Source organism: Nostoc sp. (assembly GCF_036917575.1).
GTDB lineage: Bacteria > Cyanobacteriota > Cyanobacteriia > Cyanobacteriales > Nostocaceae > Nostoc.
This window is the reverse complement of the sequence record NZ_JBALDC010000089.1, coordinates 1-17,434: the sequence shown is the minus strand read 5'-3', so window position 1 is coordinate 17,434 and position 17,434 is coordinate 1. Positions and strand designations below refer to the sequence as shown.

Here is a 17,434-nt window from a genome sequence, read left to right as displayed (position 1 = left end):
TGGCACTATTTTAATTGTCTGGTGCAAGAGGTGAGCTACCAAACCTGACTTAAATTTAAATCTAAAATAAACACGCTACTAAAACCAAAGCCTACATCTGTAACATTTTGCTTATTTCTGGTAATGTGTAATGTGCGATCGCATCGCAGGAGATCGACTTTTGCACCTATAGCTTAGACTTAAAAAAAAGCTTAGTATCGATGAACCAAAGTCTAAGTGGTACTCCCAGCCTGGAAAAACACACTCATGAAAATCTTGTTGTTACCAAACAACAGCCATTTAAAAAGCAACTAATTGTCCTTACCTTGGAAATGCTTCTGGCATTACCTCTGGGTTTACTCCTCGCAAAGTTCCAAATTGGTAGGATTGCCTGGATATTTGGCGGGATTGCGGCTGGTACAGTGGTTCTCCAAGGGTGTCGAATTTTTTATCAATATTCTCCCCAACCTAACCGTACTGCTAGAAAAGTAGGAATGGCACTTGTCGGCTTAACTGTCGGCGCTTCCAATGCCCACGTTAATCTAGCTAGTATTGCTTCTTGTATTCCCATATTTATTTTTCTTACCTTATTTCTGTTGATTAGTGGAGGCTGTATCGGTTACATTTACTCCCGCGTCAGCAAAACCAACCTATTTACAGCTATGCTGGCTACAGTTCCTGGTGGTGTAGGAATTATGGCTGCGATCGCTGCCGATTACAATAAAAATGTTAGTTTGGTTGCCCTAGTTCAGGCGATTCGCGTCACCTGTGTAGTTGTTCTAATTCCTTTCATCGCTAGGACATCAACTGGTAATTACTATCCGCAAACACTCCCAATCAACACTGCTTGGCTCAATCTCGATCCATCTCAATTAGAATTACTCTTGTTAGTACTGCTAATTACTGGATTAGTAGTTTATTCAGCTATATTATTTAAAATTCCTGCTGGCGATTTCTTTGGTGCATTATTGATTGGTATTGGGTTTAATCCTTTGCTACATTGGCTGCCTTTTGTGGGTGATATTAGCTTTAGCCCGCCGCCTTTAATTAACTTAGTGGGTCAAATGCTCCTGGGAATTACTATTGGTGAATGTTGGGGAGATAAACCTAACTTTAAAAAGCGGACTGTTGCTTATGCCTTAATGTCTGTAGGGATGACTCTTGTAGCCGGAGCGATCGCTGCTATACTTGCGATGCAATTAACCTCTTGGGACTGGTTAACCTGTCTGTTAGTCACAGCACCAGGAGGATCGGCAGAAATGATCTTAGTTTCCCTAGCATTGAATCATAATGTTGAAATTGTCACAACTGGTCATTTGGTGCGACTAATTGCGATTAATAGTTCTCTACCTCTTTGGCTGTTTTTGTTTCGCCGTCTGGATGAGCAACTTTCTGAACCAGTTTAATTCTTCTTAAAATAAAGGTCAAATTAACCAATTTTGCTCGATTGGAACCTTCCTTGCTCAAATCTAGGACTATCTAATCTATTTAAGAAAAACGAGTTTCTTCAATAAAGGAGATGCCATCAAAAATGCCATCTTTAAAAGCTTGCGTACTACGAACTCGGTGATTTTCATCGAGTAAAGTCATTGTTTCTATAAATGTAATCAGCACATTATCTTGAGTTTTCGTCATCCGAAAGCAAATCGTGTCCTGACCCGCATCCCAAGCGATTGAGGAAAAATCAGAATAACTGCTAGAAAACAATTTCAGAATCCTATCTTCAAAGTATCCTTCAAAATTAAGCTGGAGATGAGAGCCATCTGAGTATTCATAATTGTTAACTTGTCGGTACTGACTCCCTTCAATAAAAATGGTAAAACTACCGAAAAAGCTGCGAGAGAAATTTCCGCGTTTATCAGTTTTAATATACTCACCTTTCCAAGTGCCAATATGACGTGTAAAAATTTCTGGAACTTTCTCCAAATCAGGAGATATCGCCGGGGTGATGATATTTTCGCTAATTATAGGATTGTTACTCATTTATTTTAGATAAAAACTAATTTTACTTTAAGTTTCGCGTTGACTAACGACGACCAATTTTCTGGCTCATTTCACGACTCGTGCGTTGATATTCGTGGACAATGGGTAATCTTTCTGTCTGATAATTTTCTAGAGCTTCGGCAATACTAGCACTAGACGTGAGATATTGCGTTAAAGACAAACCATCTTCCCAACCTGAAGTCATGCCTCTAGCGCGAGTCGAACTTTTCGCGTGAGCTGCATCACCAATTAAAATAACACGACCATCATAGAGTTTCGGCAGGGGATCGATGTCATAGGAATAACGACAGATAATATTTTCTATAGGGGTTGACTCAATCACATTTCGTGCATCCTCTGGGAGTTTGGCTAATTCTTCGGGAGGAGTAGATATATTAGCCGGTTGTAGTGCGCCTATTTCAGAATCCATCTGCTTTTTTTCTACAAAGAAACCCCAATGAGTCAGATTTCCACCAATATGAAAGAAATTTGCATAAATTCCCCGACCGCGTACATAAACAAAAAAGTTTCCTTCTGGACAAAAGCTATTATCTGTCACAATCCCACGCCAAACAAGATCGCCTAGATAGCATAGTTCTACATTCGGAACTACAAACTGCCGAACCTTAGAAAGAATGCCATCAGCACCCACTATCAGATCCCCTTCCCAGTAACTTCCATCTTTAAAGTGTGCGATCGCGCTATTATCAGTCTGCTTTATCGAAGCTAATTGAGCGTTAAAATGAATATTGTTAAGGGGTAAAGTATCGAGAATTGCTTCTAAAATCACCTTTCGGTGTACAAGCATTCCTGGTAGTTCATTTTCTGCATAAGTGACAGCTTCTGAATTGATCAATCCACCTTTAAGGTTGCGAAACTCGAATAATTTAACACGATCGCCTGAGTTAATAATTTTTTGGCTGATTTGAGGGTTTCCTTGATCAAGTGCTTCCATACCTGATTGGACAATAAGAATGCCACATCCATCGGTACGCACTACGGGAGCTTTTTCAAACAAGTCAACTTGAAACCCTTCTTGAATAAGTAAACTTGCAAGATAAGCCCCTGATGTCCCTGCACCGATAATACCTATCTTGCTGTTGGAAGAAACCATCTGTGACTCTCTTGATTTAATCTTGTTTAAATGATGCTTGATTGAGATATTATCTTAAATAGTAAGCCAAAAAGTTGTTTATAAAGGGTGATGCCTGCGGCGGGCTAAACCTACGCTAATAGGTAAATCGAGCTTTTTGGACTTGTGTATACTATTATAGACCAGCCAAGAGAAGCAAGAATCAGGCTCCTCCACCTTTCAATCAAATTTCGCCTCTTCACCTGAACAATCAAATAGATGTAAACCTAATCGTTGGGAAAGTTCTTCACACACCTTCACCCCCCGCACACTATTACCACGCGCATCCAACAAGGGTGAAAAAACTCCAATGCCCATCTTATTGGGTACAACGGCGATAATCCCACCACAAATGCCGCTTTTCGCCGGAATTCCAATTTTATAAGCCCACTCACCTGCAAAGTTGTACATTCCGCAGGTATACATAACACTCAAAATATCTTTAATGTAGCGCTTATCTACCGCCTGTTCTTTGGTGATGGGGTTAATACCTCTGTTTGCAAGAGTAGCCGCCATCACGGCTAAGTCTTGGCAATTCACCATCACAGCACACTGCTGAAAATAAAGATCCAGCGACTCTTCAATATTCCGGTCAATCATGCCAAAGTTCAGCATCAAATGCGCCATTGCGCGGTTACGATGCCCTGTACTGCGTTCTGAGGTAAAAACTGAAATGTCAACGAATACGTCGCGGCCAATATATCGACGAAACATATCCAGCATTCGGTTGAGGCGTTCGGTAGGGCCAGAACCTTTGATTAAGCTTGTAGTTGCGATCGCTCCTGCATTTACCATTGGATTTAATGGTCGATTCGATTGCTCATCCAAAATAATTGCGTTGAATGCATCCCCCGTCGGTTCCACGCCAACTCTAGTTAAAACATAATCTAGTCCATGATCTTCTAAGGCAAGTCCATACGCAAACACCTTGGAAATTGACTGAATAGTAAAAAGTTGCTCGTAGTCCCCAACTTTGTAAATCTGACCATCCACTGTCACAATGCAAATGCTGAACAAGTCCGGGTTTGTCTTTGCCAATTCCGGAATGTATTTCGCGACTGCACCCTCCCGCAGAGACTTGTACTGGGAATGCAACTCGTTGAGAATAGCTAATAATGGCGATGGATCTATTTCTATATCTCCTTGATGTGTCATTAGGCTGATAGCATTTCCCAAAATACTTACTATATATAGTAGAGGTGCAGCTGTACATCCCTACAGTCGCAAAATTTTTGAAAAGACGACTTGCTTTAAAACATCATACTAGAGCAACTACCTAGATATAAAAATAACTAATGCATCTTTTAATACAAGCAAGGGTAAATTTAGAAGCGATCGCAAAGTTTTCTTAATTTTTAAGTCATTAATCCGGAAGAATATTAACTTGAGTATTACCCTTTTTTTATACTCAGTAATACTGTATCGTAGAGTTATATTTATCACAAACATTAGTCTAGTTGTGGAAAATAAAAGTAATATTGATGTAACTAGAAAAAACTTTGAAAAAAGATATTAGACTCAAACTAATTTGCATAACTATTTAAGATGTAACTCCGATCACAACTTATTCTTAGTCAAATCTGAATATTTCCTTAAATAAATAATTTAAAGTATTTATGCGGATGACATTTAATTAAAGTTATATTAGCTACTGAAAGCAGATAGCAAAAATGTATGTAATCTAAAATACACGAGTATTTGTGAGCCTTTACAACTTATGTGAATAGGGTATCGTCACTTTGACCTGAAATAGATATAAAGTTTTTTGAAGAAATTTTTGACTTACACAAAAAAGCGTTACATAGTCAAAGTCCGCTTTTGAGAAAGGTTTCGCCCTTCAAATTGGAATTGGAATTTGAGAAAGCGGGCAATAGTTACGCTAAAACCCTGATCCCCAAGCCAAAAGGTTCATGTTAGTCTGTTGCAGTTATAAAAAACCAAAGTGAAAACGGAACGAGTTCGAGTTTTTCAAATAGGGAAATCATTTTCATCAATGAAAAATCCCGCAAGTTATAAAACTTAACTTCTACAGTCGCTTTCAAAAACGGACGCATGAATCAAAGACATTTGTGGACTATTGTTACCCTGTTTATGGCTGTTTTGGGATTACCCTCAGTCGGTTGCACTCAAACCATCAAGGGAAATGCGCTAGCATCCCAAAAATCACCCGCCCCTGATGTCGTTAAGGTGGGAGAGTACCAATCAACAGCAGGGAAACAAACCTTGGATGCTGTGATTACAGAAATTCATCCTCACAACATTAAAGGACGTAAGGCGGCAACCCTTTTTATCAGAAATATACCTGTTCTCACTTTTTTAAGTTCTGTATCAAATACGAATTTTGAAACTAAGAAAGTTGGTGCAATTGGCAATACTGAGGGCGTACAAGGGTACGCCCTTATTAGTAGCAATTCATTAAATGCATTAAATACTGGGAACGTAACAGATGGGAGTAACCAGATTAGCTCCGTTGACGATGACCCGGTTGAGATAGCTAGTGTAATAGCAGCTAAGATTAACCAGTTGAATCGGGAAAACGTGGACGCGAGTAAGATTACCGTCAGTTGGAAAGCAGGGGAAAAATCTACTGCCAATCAAGCGCAAAACAAAAGCCTCCCTGTCCAAGAAGATGGCGATCGCTATGTAATCAAAATTAATGACGAAGAGTTGGTAGAAATCAACCAAGGTACGCGATTAGCAGGTACCACCAACGATCTAGCGCAAGATGCGTTGCAAGCAACCAATCGCCTGCGGAGGCTACTAGGCAATGCATCTCCCTTAAAAGAAATTGCTAATTTACCAGTACGTCTACCAGTATCGATACCAAAGCTACCTCAACAGATTGCCGTCGGTGTAATACGAGCCACCTTAATCGGCATGGCTTCTTATTACGGTTATGACGGTTCTGGAAATCGTACTGCTAGCGGACAGAGATTCAATCCAGAAGAAATGACTGCCGCCCATCGTAGCTTACCTTTTGGTACGCAAGTGCGTGTAACTAACACCCGCAACGGTCGTTCTGTAGTGTTGCGGATTAATGACCGCGGCCCATACATTCGTGGTCGAATCATTGACGTGTCTGCCGGGGCGGCTCGGATTTTGGGAATGATGGGCAGTGGTGTTGCACCAGTAAATATTGAAGTTTTGGGGAAATAATCTAGGGACTGGGGACTGGGGATTAGAGACTAGGGACTAGGAAAAAGTATTTTCAATACCCAATCCCCAATCCCCAATCCCCAATCCCCAATCCCCAATCCCCAATCCCCAATCCCCAATCCCCAATCCCCAATCCCCAATCCCCAATCCCCATAACAATACCCCTAGTTCAATCAACTCTTCCCTCTATTTCAGATATAAACTAACGGGGGAGGGATCGATAAGAACTAGGGGTATTTTTGTGCGCCTGCTGACAACAGTCGCAGCTTTACGCTGCTATTTAACTAAACACTGCTCAGAAAACAAGCTGATTGCAGTTACTGAGGATCTGAGATTAGATGAGATGACTGCTTGGTATCAGACGGCAGTCGGTCTGGTGCCAACGATGGGAAATTTGCATCAAGGTCATTTAAGCTTGATTCAACGGGCGCGGCAAGAAAATTCGACGGTGATTGTGAGTATTTTCGTCAATCCCTTGCAATTTGCTCCTAACGAGGATTATCAACGCTATCCTCGCACTTTAGAGCAAGACCAAAAACTTTGCGAACAAGCTGGGGTTGATGCCATTTTTGCACCGACTCCGGAAGAGATGGCAGTTTCTCAGAAGAGTATACAAGAATCAAAGGTTACACAAGTTATCCCGCCATCTGCTATGATAACAGGCTTGTGTGGTCGTTCTCGGCAAGGTCACTTTCAGGGTGTCGCTACGATTGTTACCAAACTTTTCAACTTGGTACAGCCTGACCGTGCCTACTTTGGTGAAAAGGATGGTCAGCAACTAGCAATTATTAAACGCTTAGTAGCTGACTTAAATTTGCCAGTAGAAATTGTTGCTTGTTCAACAGTACGGGAAGCGTCGGGTCTTGCTTTGAGTTCTCGCAATCAATATTTGACGGCAACGGTAAAAGAGCAAGCAGCGGTGTTATATCGAGGCTTGCGACGAGCCCAAGCTGCATTCATTGCAGGCGATCGCAATAGTAACAAGTTGATAGCAGTGGTACAGCAAGAAGTGGCAATGGTCAGCACGGACTGTGTGGAATATATTGAATTGGTTGAACCGACTACGTTGATGTCTTTAGAAAAACTTGAGGAGGAAGGAATGTTGGCGATCGCAGCTCGTTTTGGTGCTACACGTTTGATTGACAACATCATATTGCGCGATCGTCAACCTATTATCGCTATTGATGGCCCAGCTGGTGCTGGAAAATCCACAGTGGCGCGGCAAGTGGCAGCAAACCTGAGTTTAGTGTATTTAGATACAGGAGCGATGTACCGTGCTGTCACTTGGTTAGTATTGCAAAAGAAGATTGCTATTGAGGATGAGTGTGCGATCGCCGAATTAACTAATCAGTGTAAAATTGAACTTACTCCCACCCAGGATTTACAATTGTCCGTGCGGGTTTGGATTGACGGCACTGATGTTACCCAGGCAATTCGTACAATTGAGGTAACATCTCAAGTATCGGCGATCGCGGCACAAAGCGCAGTCCGTCAAGCACTGGTTAAACAACAGCAAAAATGGGGCAAAAAAGGTGGTTTAGTTGCTGAAGGTCGGGATATTGGTACTCACGTATTCCCCGATGCCGAAGTGAAAATCTTCTTAACCGCTTCTGTGAGTGAACGCGCCCGTCGCCGTCAGCAAGACTTTAACACCCAAGGTCAACCTGAAGTGAGTTTAGAGCAGCTGGAACACGATATTGCTGAACGTGACTGGAAAGATAGTACACGCAAAGTTTCACCTTTGCAAAAAGCAGCAGATGCGATCGAAGTGCAAACTGATGGTTTGGACGTGTCTGAAGTCACGGCAAAAATTGTTAACTACTACCAGCAACGTCTATCTGAGTAGTAGTCATCAAAGAGAGCAAGGAGACAAGAAAACAACCATTTAATCAATCTCTGCTGCTGTCACCTTGTCTCCCACTTTTAGTTGTACTCTTCTGGTCACTAATAAAAAAAATACCTGTAATCGGGATTATTGCCCAATACAGTTTAGTTAAGCATTTCTTTATTCTCTTTGCGTCCTACCCTGCGAGAAGCCACTTCGTGTCTACGCGTTCTTAGCAGTTTGTTAAAAAAATTGATTTTAGCAAAGAATTTTAGCCTTAACCCAAGCGTATTGGATTATTACCGATTTTGGCTTCTAATTAAGAGTTGTTCTATACTTGTCAGAATGACCAATGGCGCGACAGATACTCTGGCGATCGCCTCTATTGCCCAGTTGTGATTCACCAAGTCAGGTATCGCTATAAAAAGCGTCAATCCAATGATCAGTAAAAATAAAATTATGTAAAAATTCCGATCCCAAGCAGGTTTATCGCGCAGTCTCTCTTGCCTGCTTATCAAGCCTTGTCGCCAAAATCGAAAGGTACTAAGGACGGCGACAAGGTATAACAGTCCAGCATTAATTAGCAGGGTTATTTTATGGTTTGGAGTGATGTCAGGATGCCCAAGTGCGATCGCCGTTAAGCAAACTCCCGCTACTAGATACAGAAAAGTAAACAGGGTAAAGTGTTTCATTAGTTTCTTTTTGTGCTTTGTAAAGAGGGCAGACTCTAAAACAAACGCATCCAAATTATACTTCTTTCTCATAACCAAGGTTAAGAATCAACGAAAAAAACAGTATTTACTGTTTTATTTAATTTTCTAAGCCTCAAGACAATCTCCAAAATCTTTGTCAAGAAGCAGAGATTAATCAGATGGTTTTGGAGTTTATTGATAATGAAATAACTTTATTGATATGATGCGACTGCTCTGCCCTGCCTTCCTAACTCTAGATTTCCTGCACCCAGAGACAGTGCCAAAATTTAGCCAATTATTTTAATTAGTAACTTCTTTTCAAATTAATTCATCCAGCCTTAGACTGATTATCTAAATAACAATTAATCTTACTACAGGTAGAAGTTTCAAAGCTTTAATTGCTGCTTTTAATTACTTAATACCAATTGTCATCGCACTCCTGAATTATTTCTGAACTAAGAAGTCTGCTAATTATAAGAGAATTCCAAAACATAAGCTTTGCGATTGATGTGTTTCAAATCAGATTGTAATATATGTCTTTAGATATGAAATATTAGCCATTTTTATTTGTAGTGATTGCATACGAGCGATTTAACTTATTAGAGAAAGACTTTGTTTTTCGTTTCACTTTGGTAGTAGAATGACGATGTTAAGTTTTATGTTCCACGATCAAAGACATAAAACTCTTGAAAATAAAGCTATTAATTTCCAAGCTTCTGCAATAGCTTAAAAATGGAAACCGATAAAGAGAGGATGACACAATGGCATTTGTACAGCCCCCACTGCCCTTTGAAAAGGATGCTCTAGAGCCTTACGGCATGAAAGCTGAAACTTTCGAGTATCACTATGGTAAGCATCATAAAGCTTATGTAGACAATCTTAACAAGCTGACTGAAGGTACAGAACTTGCTGATAAGTCTCTGGAAGAGGTGATCAAAATTTCCTTTAAAGACTCCTCGAAAACGGGAATCTTCAACAACGCTGCCCAAGTTTGGAACCACACTTTTTTCTGGAATTCCTTGAAACCACAAGGTGGTGGCACACCCACTGGTGAACTCGCAGCCAAAATCGATAAAGATTTTGGTAGCCTTGACAAATTCAAAGAAGAGTTCTCTAACGCGGCTGCAACTCAATTCGGTAGCGGGTGGTCTTGGCTGATCGATGATGGTGGTACGCTGAAAGTGATCAAAACACCGAATGCAGAAAATCCCTTAGCTCATGGTCAGAAAGCACTCCTAACCTTGGATGTTTGGGAACACGCCTACTACATTGATTTTAAAAACGCCCGTCCAGCGTTCATTAAGAACTTCCTAGACAACTTAGCAAACTGGGACTTTGCTGCTGAAAACTTGGCTAAAGCTTAATTAATTTCGGTTTTGAACTGAGTGCGATGCCTCTTAGTAAACTGCTTCTTACCTTTTGAGAATGGCAAAGCTAAATACGTCTACTCCGCTTGTGCCAGACTATGTAAAGTAGAAGTAATAAGTTAATTTACAAAATTTGAAGCAGAAAGCCCAATAGTAAAGGGAGAAGTTCTTTTTAATTTCTCCCTTTTCTGTTTTCCAGTAGTCGGACAGACATCGCCTAAATAAGAGTGGTGACATGAAAATCAAAATATAAAATATATGGATAGCAAAGAACTAGCGCAATATATCGAAGCAACAAATAGCATCTCTAAACCTTGGGTATTGATACAACTACGCCTCAAGAAATTGCAAGAGCGTCGAGCTACCCTGACAAATGATGTCTACATCAAAGAATTAGAAGATATTTATCAAGACTTGATGAATTTGGGGGAATGGTGGCGCGGTATTGAAGATGAGGTATTTTGAGGTATTTTAAAGTTATGAGTTATGAGTTTTCTTAACTTTTAACTGCTAACTCTTAACTTCTAACTTAAAACGTAACCTGATGGCTCAAGCTCTCGATCAAGTCGATTATGATACTCTCGATGCTGCAAAACGACGCTTTATCGATGCCGCAAAACGCACACTTGGCTTTGCAAGCGCTTACGGCATCGTGCCCGCGTCAGGTCTGGGAGCAAGCGCTAACGCTTTTAGCTTCAACCTCGCTCCGTTTTTGGAGGTGGGGGCTAGAGAACTTTCGATGACGCTTGTCCCGGAAGGACTGGGCACAGCAGACGATACCCGCCCTGACGACCTTTCTGAAGAAGAACTTCGACGATTCTGGTGGAATATTGGTGTCAAGATCATTTCGTGTCTGACTAACGATGCTGCAACTTCAGGTATGCAGACTATACTTCTCGGTCTTTATCTGCCGTCGAGTACTCCTGAAACAATTTTTACCCCTGCTTTTCTTGATGGGTTTCTGGATGGAGTCGTTGAAGGATGCAAACGAGTAGGATGTGTCTATCTTTCAGGCGAAACTCCTCAACTAAAAACTAAGATGATTCCAGGGCGGCTCGACATCGCCGGCTCGGTTTTTGGGGTTATGCCGGCTGGTGTCGCTCCCATTGATAGTTCGCGTCTGGATGTCGGCAATACTATTGTTCTCGTCGAAAGTTCTGGCCCCCATGAGAACGGCTTTACCCCGTTGCGAAAGCTTGCTGAGTCGCTCCCTGATGGTTATAGAACAAAACTCCCAAGTGGGCAGGAGTTCTGGGAAGCAATGAATGCTGCGTCGTATCTTTATACACCGTTTGTACAGGGCGTGCTTAGTGAGGGAATTCGTCCCACGGCGATGGAAAATATCACTGGTCATGGCTGGCAAAAACTGATGAGGTCGGTGAAGCCGCTTCGGTATGTCATTGAAACGATACTGCCAGTACCAGAGATATTTACATTTGTTGAGAGTCATCTTGAAGGTGGGGCTGAGACGATGCTTTCAGTGTTCAATTACGGTGCAGGATTCGCATTCTATACAGAGTCTAAACAGGATGCAGAGAGAATTGTTCTACTTGCAAGAGAACATCAACTTTCGGCTGTGATTGCCGGCAGAGTTGAAGCGTCTGTTTCCCGCGAGGTAGTGGTAGAACCCCTTGGAGTCACTTTGAAGGGAGACTCTTTTGGAATTGCGCGAGGGGTATAATGGACGCCGCACTGTACTAGTTTTCTCAAAGTGTAGACTCACTTAGCCGATACCTGCGGTAAATGCTCGCCTACGCTAAAGTCATTATGGGTGAGAAAAAACACGTAATTATTGATATAAATAGCATTTTCTATACCCAAAACTATTTAGTATTTCAGACTTATTAGAGATAATTACTCTATAAAAGCATTATTTTATAAGTCATTTACACAAATACTAGAAGCATATTTATTAAAATTTAAATGTAATATTTATCACTACTTAAAATTAAAGTAGTTCAAACTACCCATGACTACTGAGATTAAGATTTGCTAACGTAGTCTTAACATATTGAAAAATTTGCTGAGAAAGCTGAGAAAGTAGCAGCTGATACTAATTTTTAGTGTTGGTTCTTTCTCATCTAAAGATGTGGTGTTTTGGTGTGTTAAGAAAATATATTTTTCTTCAGGGGGGTTATGGTTGTAAATTTGGCCCGTACTACAGCTTCGGCAGAACTTTTGAAGCAAGTATTCCGTAACATTGATGCACATAGTTGTCCAAAGTTATTCAACTTTCACATGCACACTGTCCACTCGGATGGAAGGTTGCAGCCAAATGCATTGATCGAGCAGGCGATGACTATTGGGCTAAAAGGTTTAGCCATTACCGATCATCATGGTATTATCGGCTATCAAGCGGCCCTTGCTTGGTTAGAAGATTGGAAGTGGAATAATCCTAATGTAAGCATTCCTTACCTGTGGAGTGGCGTAGAAATCAATGCCAACCTTTTAAATATAGAAGTTCACATTTTGGCTTATGCTTTTGCAACAGAACACCCTAGTATGAAACCTTATCTGCAAAGAAAGGCAACTACAGGCCAAGAATATCAGGCAAGTAACGTGATTGCGGCTATTCATGAAGCTGGGGGATTAGCAGTTCTGGCTCATCCAGCTCGTTATAAGCGATCGCTTTTTGATTTAATTCCAGCTGCGGCGCAAAATGGGATCGATGGTGTGGAAACTTTCTACGCTTACAATAACCCTAACCCCTGGAAACCCAGCACCTTGGAATCAGAACAAGTGCAAAAGTTAGCTGATGAATACTTTCTTTTCAATACCTGTGGTACTGATAGCCACGGTTTAAGTCTGCTACAACGCTTGTAAAGATGAATCCATTTTTTTCAACTCTCCTGGTTCAATCTGCCAGGAGGTTATTCTAAGCTGTTACGCATTTAATTTGTATATTTAGTCGTGAGAGTTGTCATTGGTCATTGGTCATTAGTCATTTGTATTTCAAAGTCCAGATCACCAATTGACTTAGGACGATCTGAATGCAAAAAGGTACAATTCTTTTCGCGCATTAGCTTATTTACAGTAGTTTGCAAGGAAATGAGGTACAAAATGCAAGACTCAACATCATTTCTACCTCCTGCCTCCTGCCTCAAAACCCGTAACTTTCTACTTCATGCAAAACAAAACTGTTGTAAGATTTTCGATATTCATCAAAAGACTATAGTCGATTCTTGGTAGGAATCACAATCATTGAGAAATAGGGTACTTCATCTGGATTAACTTCATCTAAGGGTACGATGCGTTGCTGTGATGTTGATGCCCGTTCAATATATCTTGCCCGTGATGCTAACCCTAATTTATGCAGGATATCTCGTACTTTAGGAAAGTGACGACCTAATTTCATAATTGCTGCTGCATCGGTCATCAGCAGATGTGTAGTCAATTCTTCTGCTGGTAATGGTGCTGGTAGGACGGTGAGAATATCGGTGTAGTAGGTGAAAGGTACACCCAAAGCTACCGGACAAGCCATCAGCGAAGAAACTCCAGGGACAACTTCTGTTTGGTACTGATCGCATAACCGCGTGAACAGGTACATAAATGAACCATAGAAAAATGGATCGCCCTCACATAGCACCACAACATCTCGACCTGCTGCTAAATGATCGGCGATTGGTTCAATTTCCTGGTCATAAATAGACTTTGCCTTTTCTGGTTCTAAAGCGCGGGGGAGGTGAAATAGCACCTCGATTTGATTGCCAGGAAGATACTGCGCCACGATCGCTCTAGCAATACTTTCTTTATTTGTGGCTGATTGATAAGCTACCACAGGAGCCGCACGTAATAACCGCAGCGCTTTCAGGGTCAATAGTTCGGGATCGCCTGGGCCGACACCAATTCCATAGAGACGACCTTTGGATTGCATATTCATTCTTCCTCCGTTGCCAGGGCGTTAACTGCTGCTGCCGCGATCGCACTTCCACCGCGCCGACCGTGTAAGGTTAAAAATGGTACATTTCTGCTGTCTGCTGCCAGTGCGGCTTTCGATTCTGCTGCACCGACAAACCCCACTGGAAAGCCCAAGATAATCGCAGGTTTGGGCGCTCCTGCATCGAGCATTTCTAACAACCTAAACAGGGCTGTGGGCGCATTGCCAATTGCGATTACTGAGCCTTCGAGGTGCGATCGCCATAATTCTAGAGCTGCTGCCGACCTTGTAGTACCCATACTTTGGGCAAGTTTTGGCACTTCTGGCTCATTTAGGGTACAGATAACTTGATTGTTTGCAGACAACCGCCGTCTGGTGACACCATCGGCAACCATCCGGCAATCGCACAGAATTGGCGCACCTGCGGCTAATGCTGCTCTTGCGGATTGTACTGCTGTTGGTGAATATCCCAAGTCAGTGACAATATCCGTCATTCCACAGGCATGAATTAGACGCACAGCAACTTTTGCTACATCCGGTGGCAATATATCTAAGTTTGCTTCTGACCGGATGATTGCAAAGGAATTACGGTAAATTTCGTTGGCATCTCGGATATAATTGGGCATTAAATTTGGGATTTTAAATTAGGGATTGAGCTATAAAAATCGAAAGGCTTAGACTGCCGACTTCTCTCAAAAGTTAGGAATCTTGTTATTCACGAATGATTGAGGAATAATATTAAACAATTGCTGTAATTGTGTCAGTGGATATCGATTAGCAAATTCCCCAAAGGACTCATCAGAATTTAAGCGTTGAATTTTATATACATATAGCATCTGCTCTATTAATGCAGGTAGTTTGGTAAAAGTTACATATTGATATAGTTCGCGTCCGAATTTATGGTTGCTGTTACCAACATAAATGTGATACCTCTCTACAGTTTCATTGTCTGCATTGATGCTGACACCAAGCAGAGTAATATCACTCTTGCTATGTTGGGCACAAGATTTTTCGCAGCCAGTGAAGTGGATATTAACTGGGTAATCGAGAGTAACGCGAGTTTCAAGATACTTTGCCAATGTCAACGCATGACTTTTGGTATCCGTAGCAGAAGCGGCGCAACCCTTTTTTCCAGAACAGGCAACTAACCCACTCTTGATGTTGGTTGCAGAGGAATTTAATCCTAAGAAAGCAACTTCACTTTGGACATCAGCAACCCATTGCTGAGGAATATCTGTAAGCAGCAAATTTTGCCAAGGCGTTAACCTAAGAGTTCCACTACCATATTTCGCTGCTAAATCTGCTAAACCCCGCATCTGTCTACTTTCCAATCGACCAAGAGGCAAGACAACACCAATGTAAAATAAGCCTTGCTGACGTTGGGGATGGATGCCAATATAATGATATTTCTCTGCCTTGCCTTGCTGGGGGAGTAAGTCTTTTTTTATTTCAATGTATAAAAGAGAAAAAGGTAAACGCTGTTGAACTTCCTGGAGATAATTTTCACAACCCAAAGTATTCAATAACTCTCTCAAACGTAGCCGCCGTTTACTCGAAGTATGACTATAAGCTAGATAGACATTTGCCAAGGCTGCCAAAACGGGCAAACATTCCTCTGGTGGTAACAAAATCCCTGTATCGCTAGGCGGTTGCCCCTTATCGCCGACACTCAGATAGAGGCGAAAGTAAACATTATCCTTAACTAAGACAGCTGCAAAGGCGATATCATTCAAGCGATCGCTCACCTGAATTATCCCACCGCCATCAAAGCAAACGCTAAATTTGGCCGACAGTCCCGAAAGCGCTGGATGTGCTGCAATATAATCATCCCAACCTTGGACAAAAGGGCGAGTGTCGATTAATTCTTGGGGATCGATACCAGCAGTTGGACTGGTCATAATATTGCGGATTTGGTCTACAACACTATTGTCAGAACCCAATCCCATATTTTGTAGGTACTTCAGAACCTCAGCATTTATTCCAGTGCGGATTTCACGAACTTGTAGATTAGCTCGATTAGTCACATCTATATAGCCGCCACCGTGCTGTTCTGCTATATCTGCGATCGCACGGCACTGCTGGCTACTAATAATTCCACCTGGTATTCTTATGCGAGATAATATACCATCTGCGGCGGGTGTGGCATAAAACAAGCCAGGACAAGTGGTAAATCCAGAAAGCAAACTTAGAACTCCTTCCCTGTGCAACGCAGGGAGTAGACGGTGAGTGTGTCTTGAGGAATCCTGAGAGTTGGCATTCTGACTTGGGTAATCCCATCACAGCTGCGGCACAGTCCCGGAATTTCACCGGAGTTTCCCAATTCTCAGCTTTAGTAATTTAGACTTTGTTTTGGTTAGAGATTTCAACCAGACATCATCCAGATAATCATCTTACATTACTAAAGCCAGAAATTTTACCTGAGTTTATCCACTACCGAACTACCAATCGAAAGATATAGCTCTGGAAGCTAGTCTATAAATTAAATTTAGTCATGGCTCAGGCAGGAATGCTTGAGCCTTTTTGCTGCAAAACTTGCTTTAGAAAAAGTTAGGCCGTCTAAGTTGAAGTTTTTTCGGACTGTATATTCACAAATTAAATGTCGTTACTTAACAAATTAATGTCGCTAACTTTAACTTGCAAAAACCTTGCTCTACAAGGTTTTTATTCATTTATATGATTGATCAAAATTGACTAGATATTTTCAAACTTTTCACAAATTGAGGTCGCAAAACCAGAAAATTCACATTTTAATGGTCGTTTATTTTATTCTCTGAAAAAGTCTGCTATTAAAGGACTTCACAAATTAAATGTTGCATTCTTGATAGCGGCAATGTGTTTATTTATGTAAAAGGTAAAACCTGAGTAATAGTGGTATAGACTGCATCAGTGTTGGAAAATTAACTGCGTTAGTCTGTTTCAGTGTATAACTAAAAAATTAGGTATTAATATTACATAATAAGGTTTCAGCTGTGACGTTTGAACCTGACGACATTCTGGAGGGTGGCCATTCAATTCGTCCTTTTCTTCCAGAACTTTTAGGAAATGATGCGGTTCAAGTAGACAAACAATTGGCTGAACTATTAGCACAAGCTAAAGCTGGACAGGAAGTCGATAAGCAGATTTTAGAAATCTTGAAAAGTCAGGCAGACACTCGCAATTGGATAGCGGAGTTTCTTAGTGAGAAGCAGGTATCAAAGGGTTTTGAGCCACTTCCAGGTAAAGGTCAAGCAATATCTTCTCAAAAATATATATGTCCTCAAGGAGACTACGTTTGGTATCGCCGCATTGTCGGAGCGACAATACCAATCTGTCCTACTCATGGTGTCGTGCTTAGGCATCATGTAAAAATAACTTGAACAATTTACCGAATGCTTAGATCATCAGAATGTAACCAACTTAAAGGCTTATATGTCTGATAAGCAC

The 17,434-nt window shown here is 41.3% G+C and carries 16 protein-coding genes and 1 riboswitch; of the genes, 8 read left to right on the top strand and 8 right to left on the bottom strand.

Annotated features, from left to right (window positions below; all coding sequences use genetic code 11):
- Positions 1-200: 200 nt before the first annotated feature.
- Positions 201-1,385: an AbrB family transcriptional regulator gene (locus V7K79_RS25845; RefSeq protein WP_335051747.1), complete on the top strand. Its 1,185-nt coding sequence runs from the start codon at positions 201-203 to the stop codon at positions 1,383-1,385.
- A gap of 82 nt (positions 1,386-1,467) precedes the next feature.
- On the opposite strand, the gene V7K79_RS25840 is transcribed toward V7K79_RS25845, so the two are convergent.
- The 3 genes from V7K79_RS25840 to glsA form a co-directional block, all read right to left on the bottom strand.
- Positions 1,468-1,962, bottom strand: coding sequence for a hypothetical protein (locus tag V7K79_RS25840; RefSeq protein WP_335051745.1), 495 nt, complete (start codon positions 1,960-1,962; stop codon positions 1,468-1,470).
- A 43-nt stretch (positions 1,963-2,005) separates the two neighbouring features.
- Entirely contained in the window at positions 2,006-3,076 is a 1,071-nt protein-coding gene (locus V7K79_RS25835) for an FAD-dependent monooxygenase (RefSeq protein WP_335051743.1), read from the bottom strand.
- Positions 3,077-3,274: 198 nt separating this feature from the next.
- Positions 3,275-4,249 (bottom strand): glutaminase A, encoded by a 975-nt coding sequence (gene glsA / locus V7K79_RS25830; protein WP_442938972.1) that lies wholly within the window; start codon positions 4,247-4,249, stop codon positions 3,275-3,277.
- 897 nt (positions 4,250-5,146) lie between these two features.
- Here glsA and V7K79_RS25825 point away from each other — a divergent pair.
- Positions 5,147-6,250 (top strand): septal ring lytic transglycosylase RlpA family protein, encoded by a 1,104-nt coding sequence (locus V7K79_RS25825; protein WP_335051742.1) that lies wholly within the window; start codon positions 5,147-5,149, stop codon positions 6,248-6,250.
- Positions 6,251-6,286: 36 nt separating this feature from the next.
- On the opposite strand, the gene V7K79_RS25820 is transcribed toward V7K79_RS25825, so the two are convergent.
- Positions 6,287-6,427, bottom strand: a complete 141-nt coding sequence (locus tag V7K79_RS25820; RefSeq protein WP_335051740.1) for a hypothetical protein — start codon at positions 6,425-6,427, stop codon at positions 6,287-6,289.
- Between the two features lie 64 nt (positions 6,428-6,491).
- On the opposite strand from V7K79_RS25820, the gene V7K79_RS25815 reads away from it, so the two are divergent.
- Entirely contained in the window at positions 6,492-8,096 is a 1,605-nt protein-coding gene (locus tag V7K79_RS25815; RefSeq protein WP_335051738.1) for a bifunctional pantoate--beta-alanine ligase/(d)CMP kinase, read from the top strand.
- 278 nt (positions 8,097-8,374) lie between these two features.
- Here the strand turns inward: V7K79_RS25815 and V7K79_RS25810 are convergent, their stop codons facing one another.
- A complete protein-coding gene (locus V7K79_RS25810) occupies positions 8,375-8,767 on the bottom strand; it encodes a hypothetical protein (RefSeq protein WP_335051736.1) in 393 nt (130 codons plus the stop codon).
- Between the two features lie 761 nt (positions 8,768-9,528).
- Here V7K79_RS25810 and V7K79_RS25805 point away from each other — a divergent pair.
- The 4 genes from V7K79_RS25805 (at position 9,529) to V7K79_RS25790 (ending at position 12,957) form a co-directional block, all read left to right on the top strand.
- Positions 9,529-10,131: a superoxide dismutase gene (locus tag V7K79_RS25805; RefSeq protein ID WP_335051734.1), complete on the top strand. Its 603-nt coding sequence runs from the start codon at positions 9,529-9,531 to the stop codon at positions 10,129-10,131.
- A gap of 261 nt (positions 10,132-10,392) precedes the next feature.
- The gene (locus V7K79_RS25800) at positions 10,393-10,599 is read left to right on the top strand and encodes a hypothetical protein (RefSeq protein WP_334914787.1); all 207 of its coding nucleotides are present in this window, start codon (positions 10,393-10,395) and stop codon (positions 10,597-10,599) included.
- A 79-nt stretch (positions 10,600-10,678) separates the two neighbouring features.
- Positions 10,679-11,815: an AIR synthase related protein gene (locus tag V7K79_RS25795; RefSeq protein WP_335051731.1), complete on the top strand. Its 1,137-nt coding sequence runs from the start codon at positions 10,679-10,681 to the stop codon at positions 11,813-11,815.
- A 455-nt stretch (positions 11,816-12,270) separates the two neighbouring features.
- Positions 12,271-12,957: a PHP domain-containing protein gene (locus V7K79_RS25790; protein ID WP_335051730.1), complete on the top strand. Its 687-nt coding sequence runs from the start codon at positions 12,271-12,273 to the stop codon at positions 12,955-12,957.
- A 346-nt stretch (positions 12,958-13,303) separates the two neighbouring features.
- Here V7K79_RS25790 and V7K79_RS25785 read toward each other — a convergent pair whose 3' ends face one another.
- The 3 genes from V7K79_RS25785 to cobG all read right to left on the bottom strand — a co-directional run bounded on the left by V7K79_RS25785 (position 13,304) and on the right by cobG (position 16,194).
- Positions 13,304-14,008: a precorrin-2 C(20)-methyltransferase gene (locus V7K79_RS25785; RefSeq protein WP_335051728.1), complete on the bottom strand. Its 705-nt coding sequence runs from the start codon at positions 14,006-14,008 to the stop codon at positions 13,304-13,306.
- Between the two features lie 2 nt (positions 14,009-14,010).
- Positions 14,011-14,637, bottom strand: coding sequence for a precorrin-8X methylmutase (locus V7K79_RS25780; protein WP_335051726.1), 627 nt, complete (start codon positions 14,635-14,637; stop codon positions 14,011-14,013).
- A 66-nt stretch (positions 14,638-14,703) separates the two neighbouring features.
- Entirely contained in the window at positions 14,704-16,194 is a 1,491-nt protein-coding gene (cobG, locus tag V7K79_RS25775; RefSeq protein ID WP_335051724.1) for a precorrin-3B synthase, read from the bottom strand.
- A gap of 60 nt (positions 16,195-16,254) precedes the next feature.
- Positions 16,255-16,338, bottom strand: a riboswitch (adenosylcobalamin-variant (AdoCbl-variant) riboswitch).
- Between the two features lie 642 nt (positions 16,339-16,980).
- Between cobG and V7K79_RS25770 the strand changes: the two genes are divergently transcribed.
- Positions 16,981-17,367, top strand: a complete 387-nt coding sequence (locus V7K79_RS25770) for a hypothetical protein (protein ID WP_335051722.1) — start codon at positions 16,981-16,983, stop codon at positions 17,365-17,367.
- Positions 17,368-17,434: the final 67 nt, after the last annotated feature.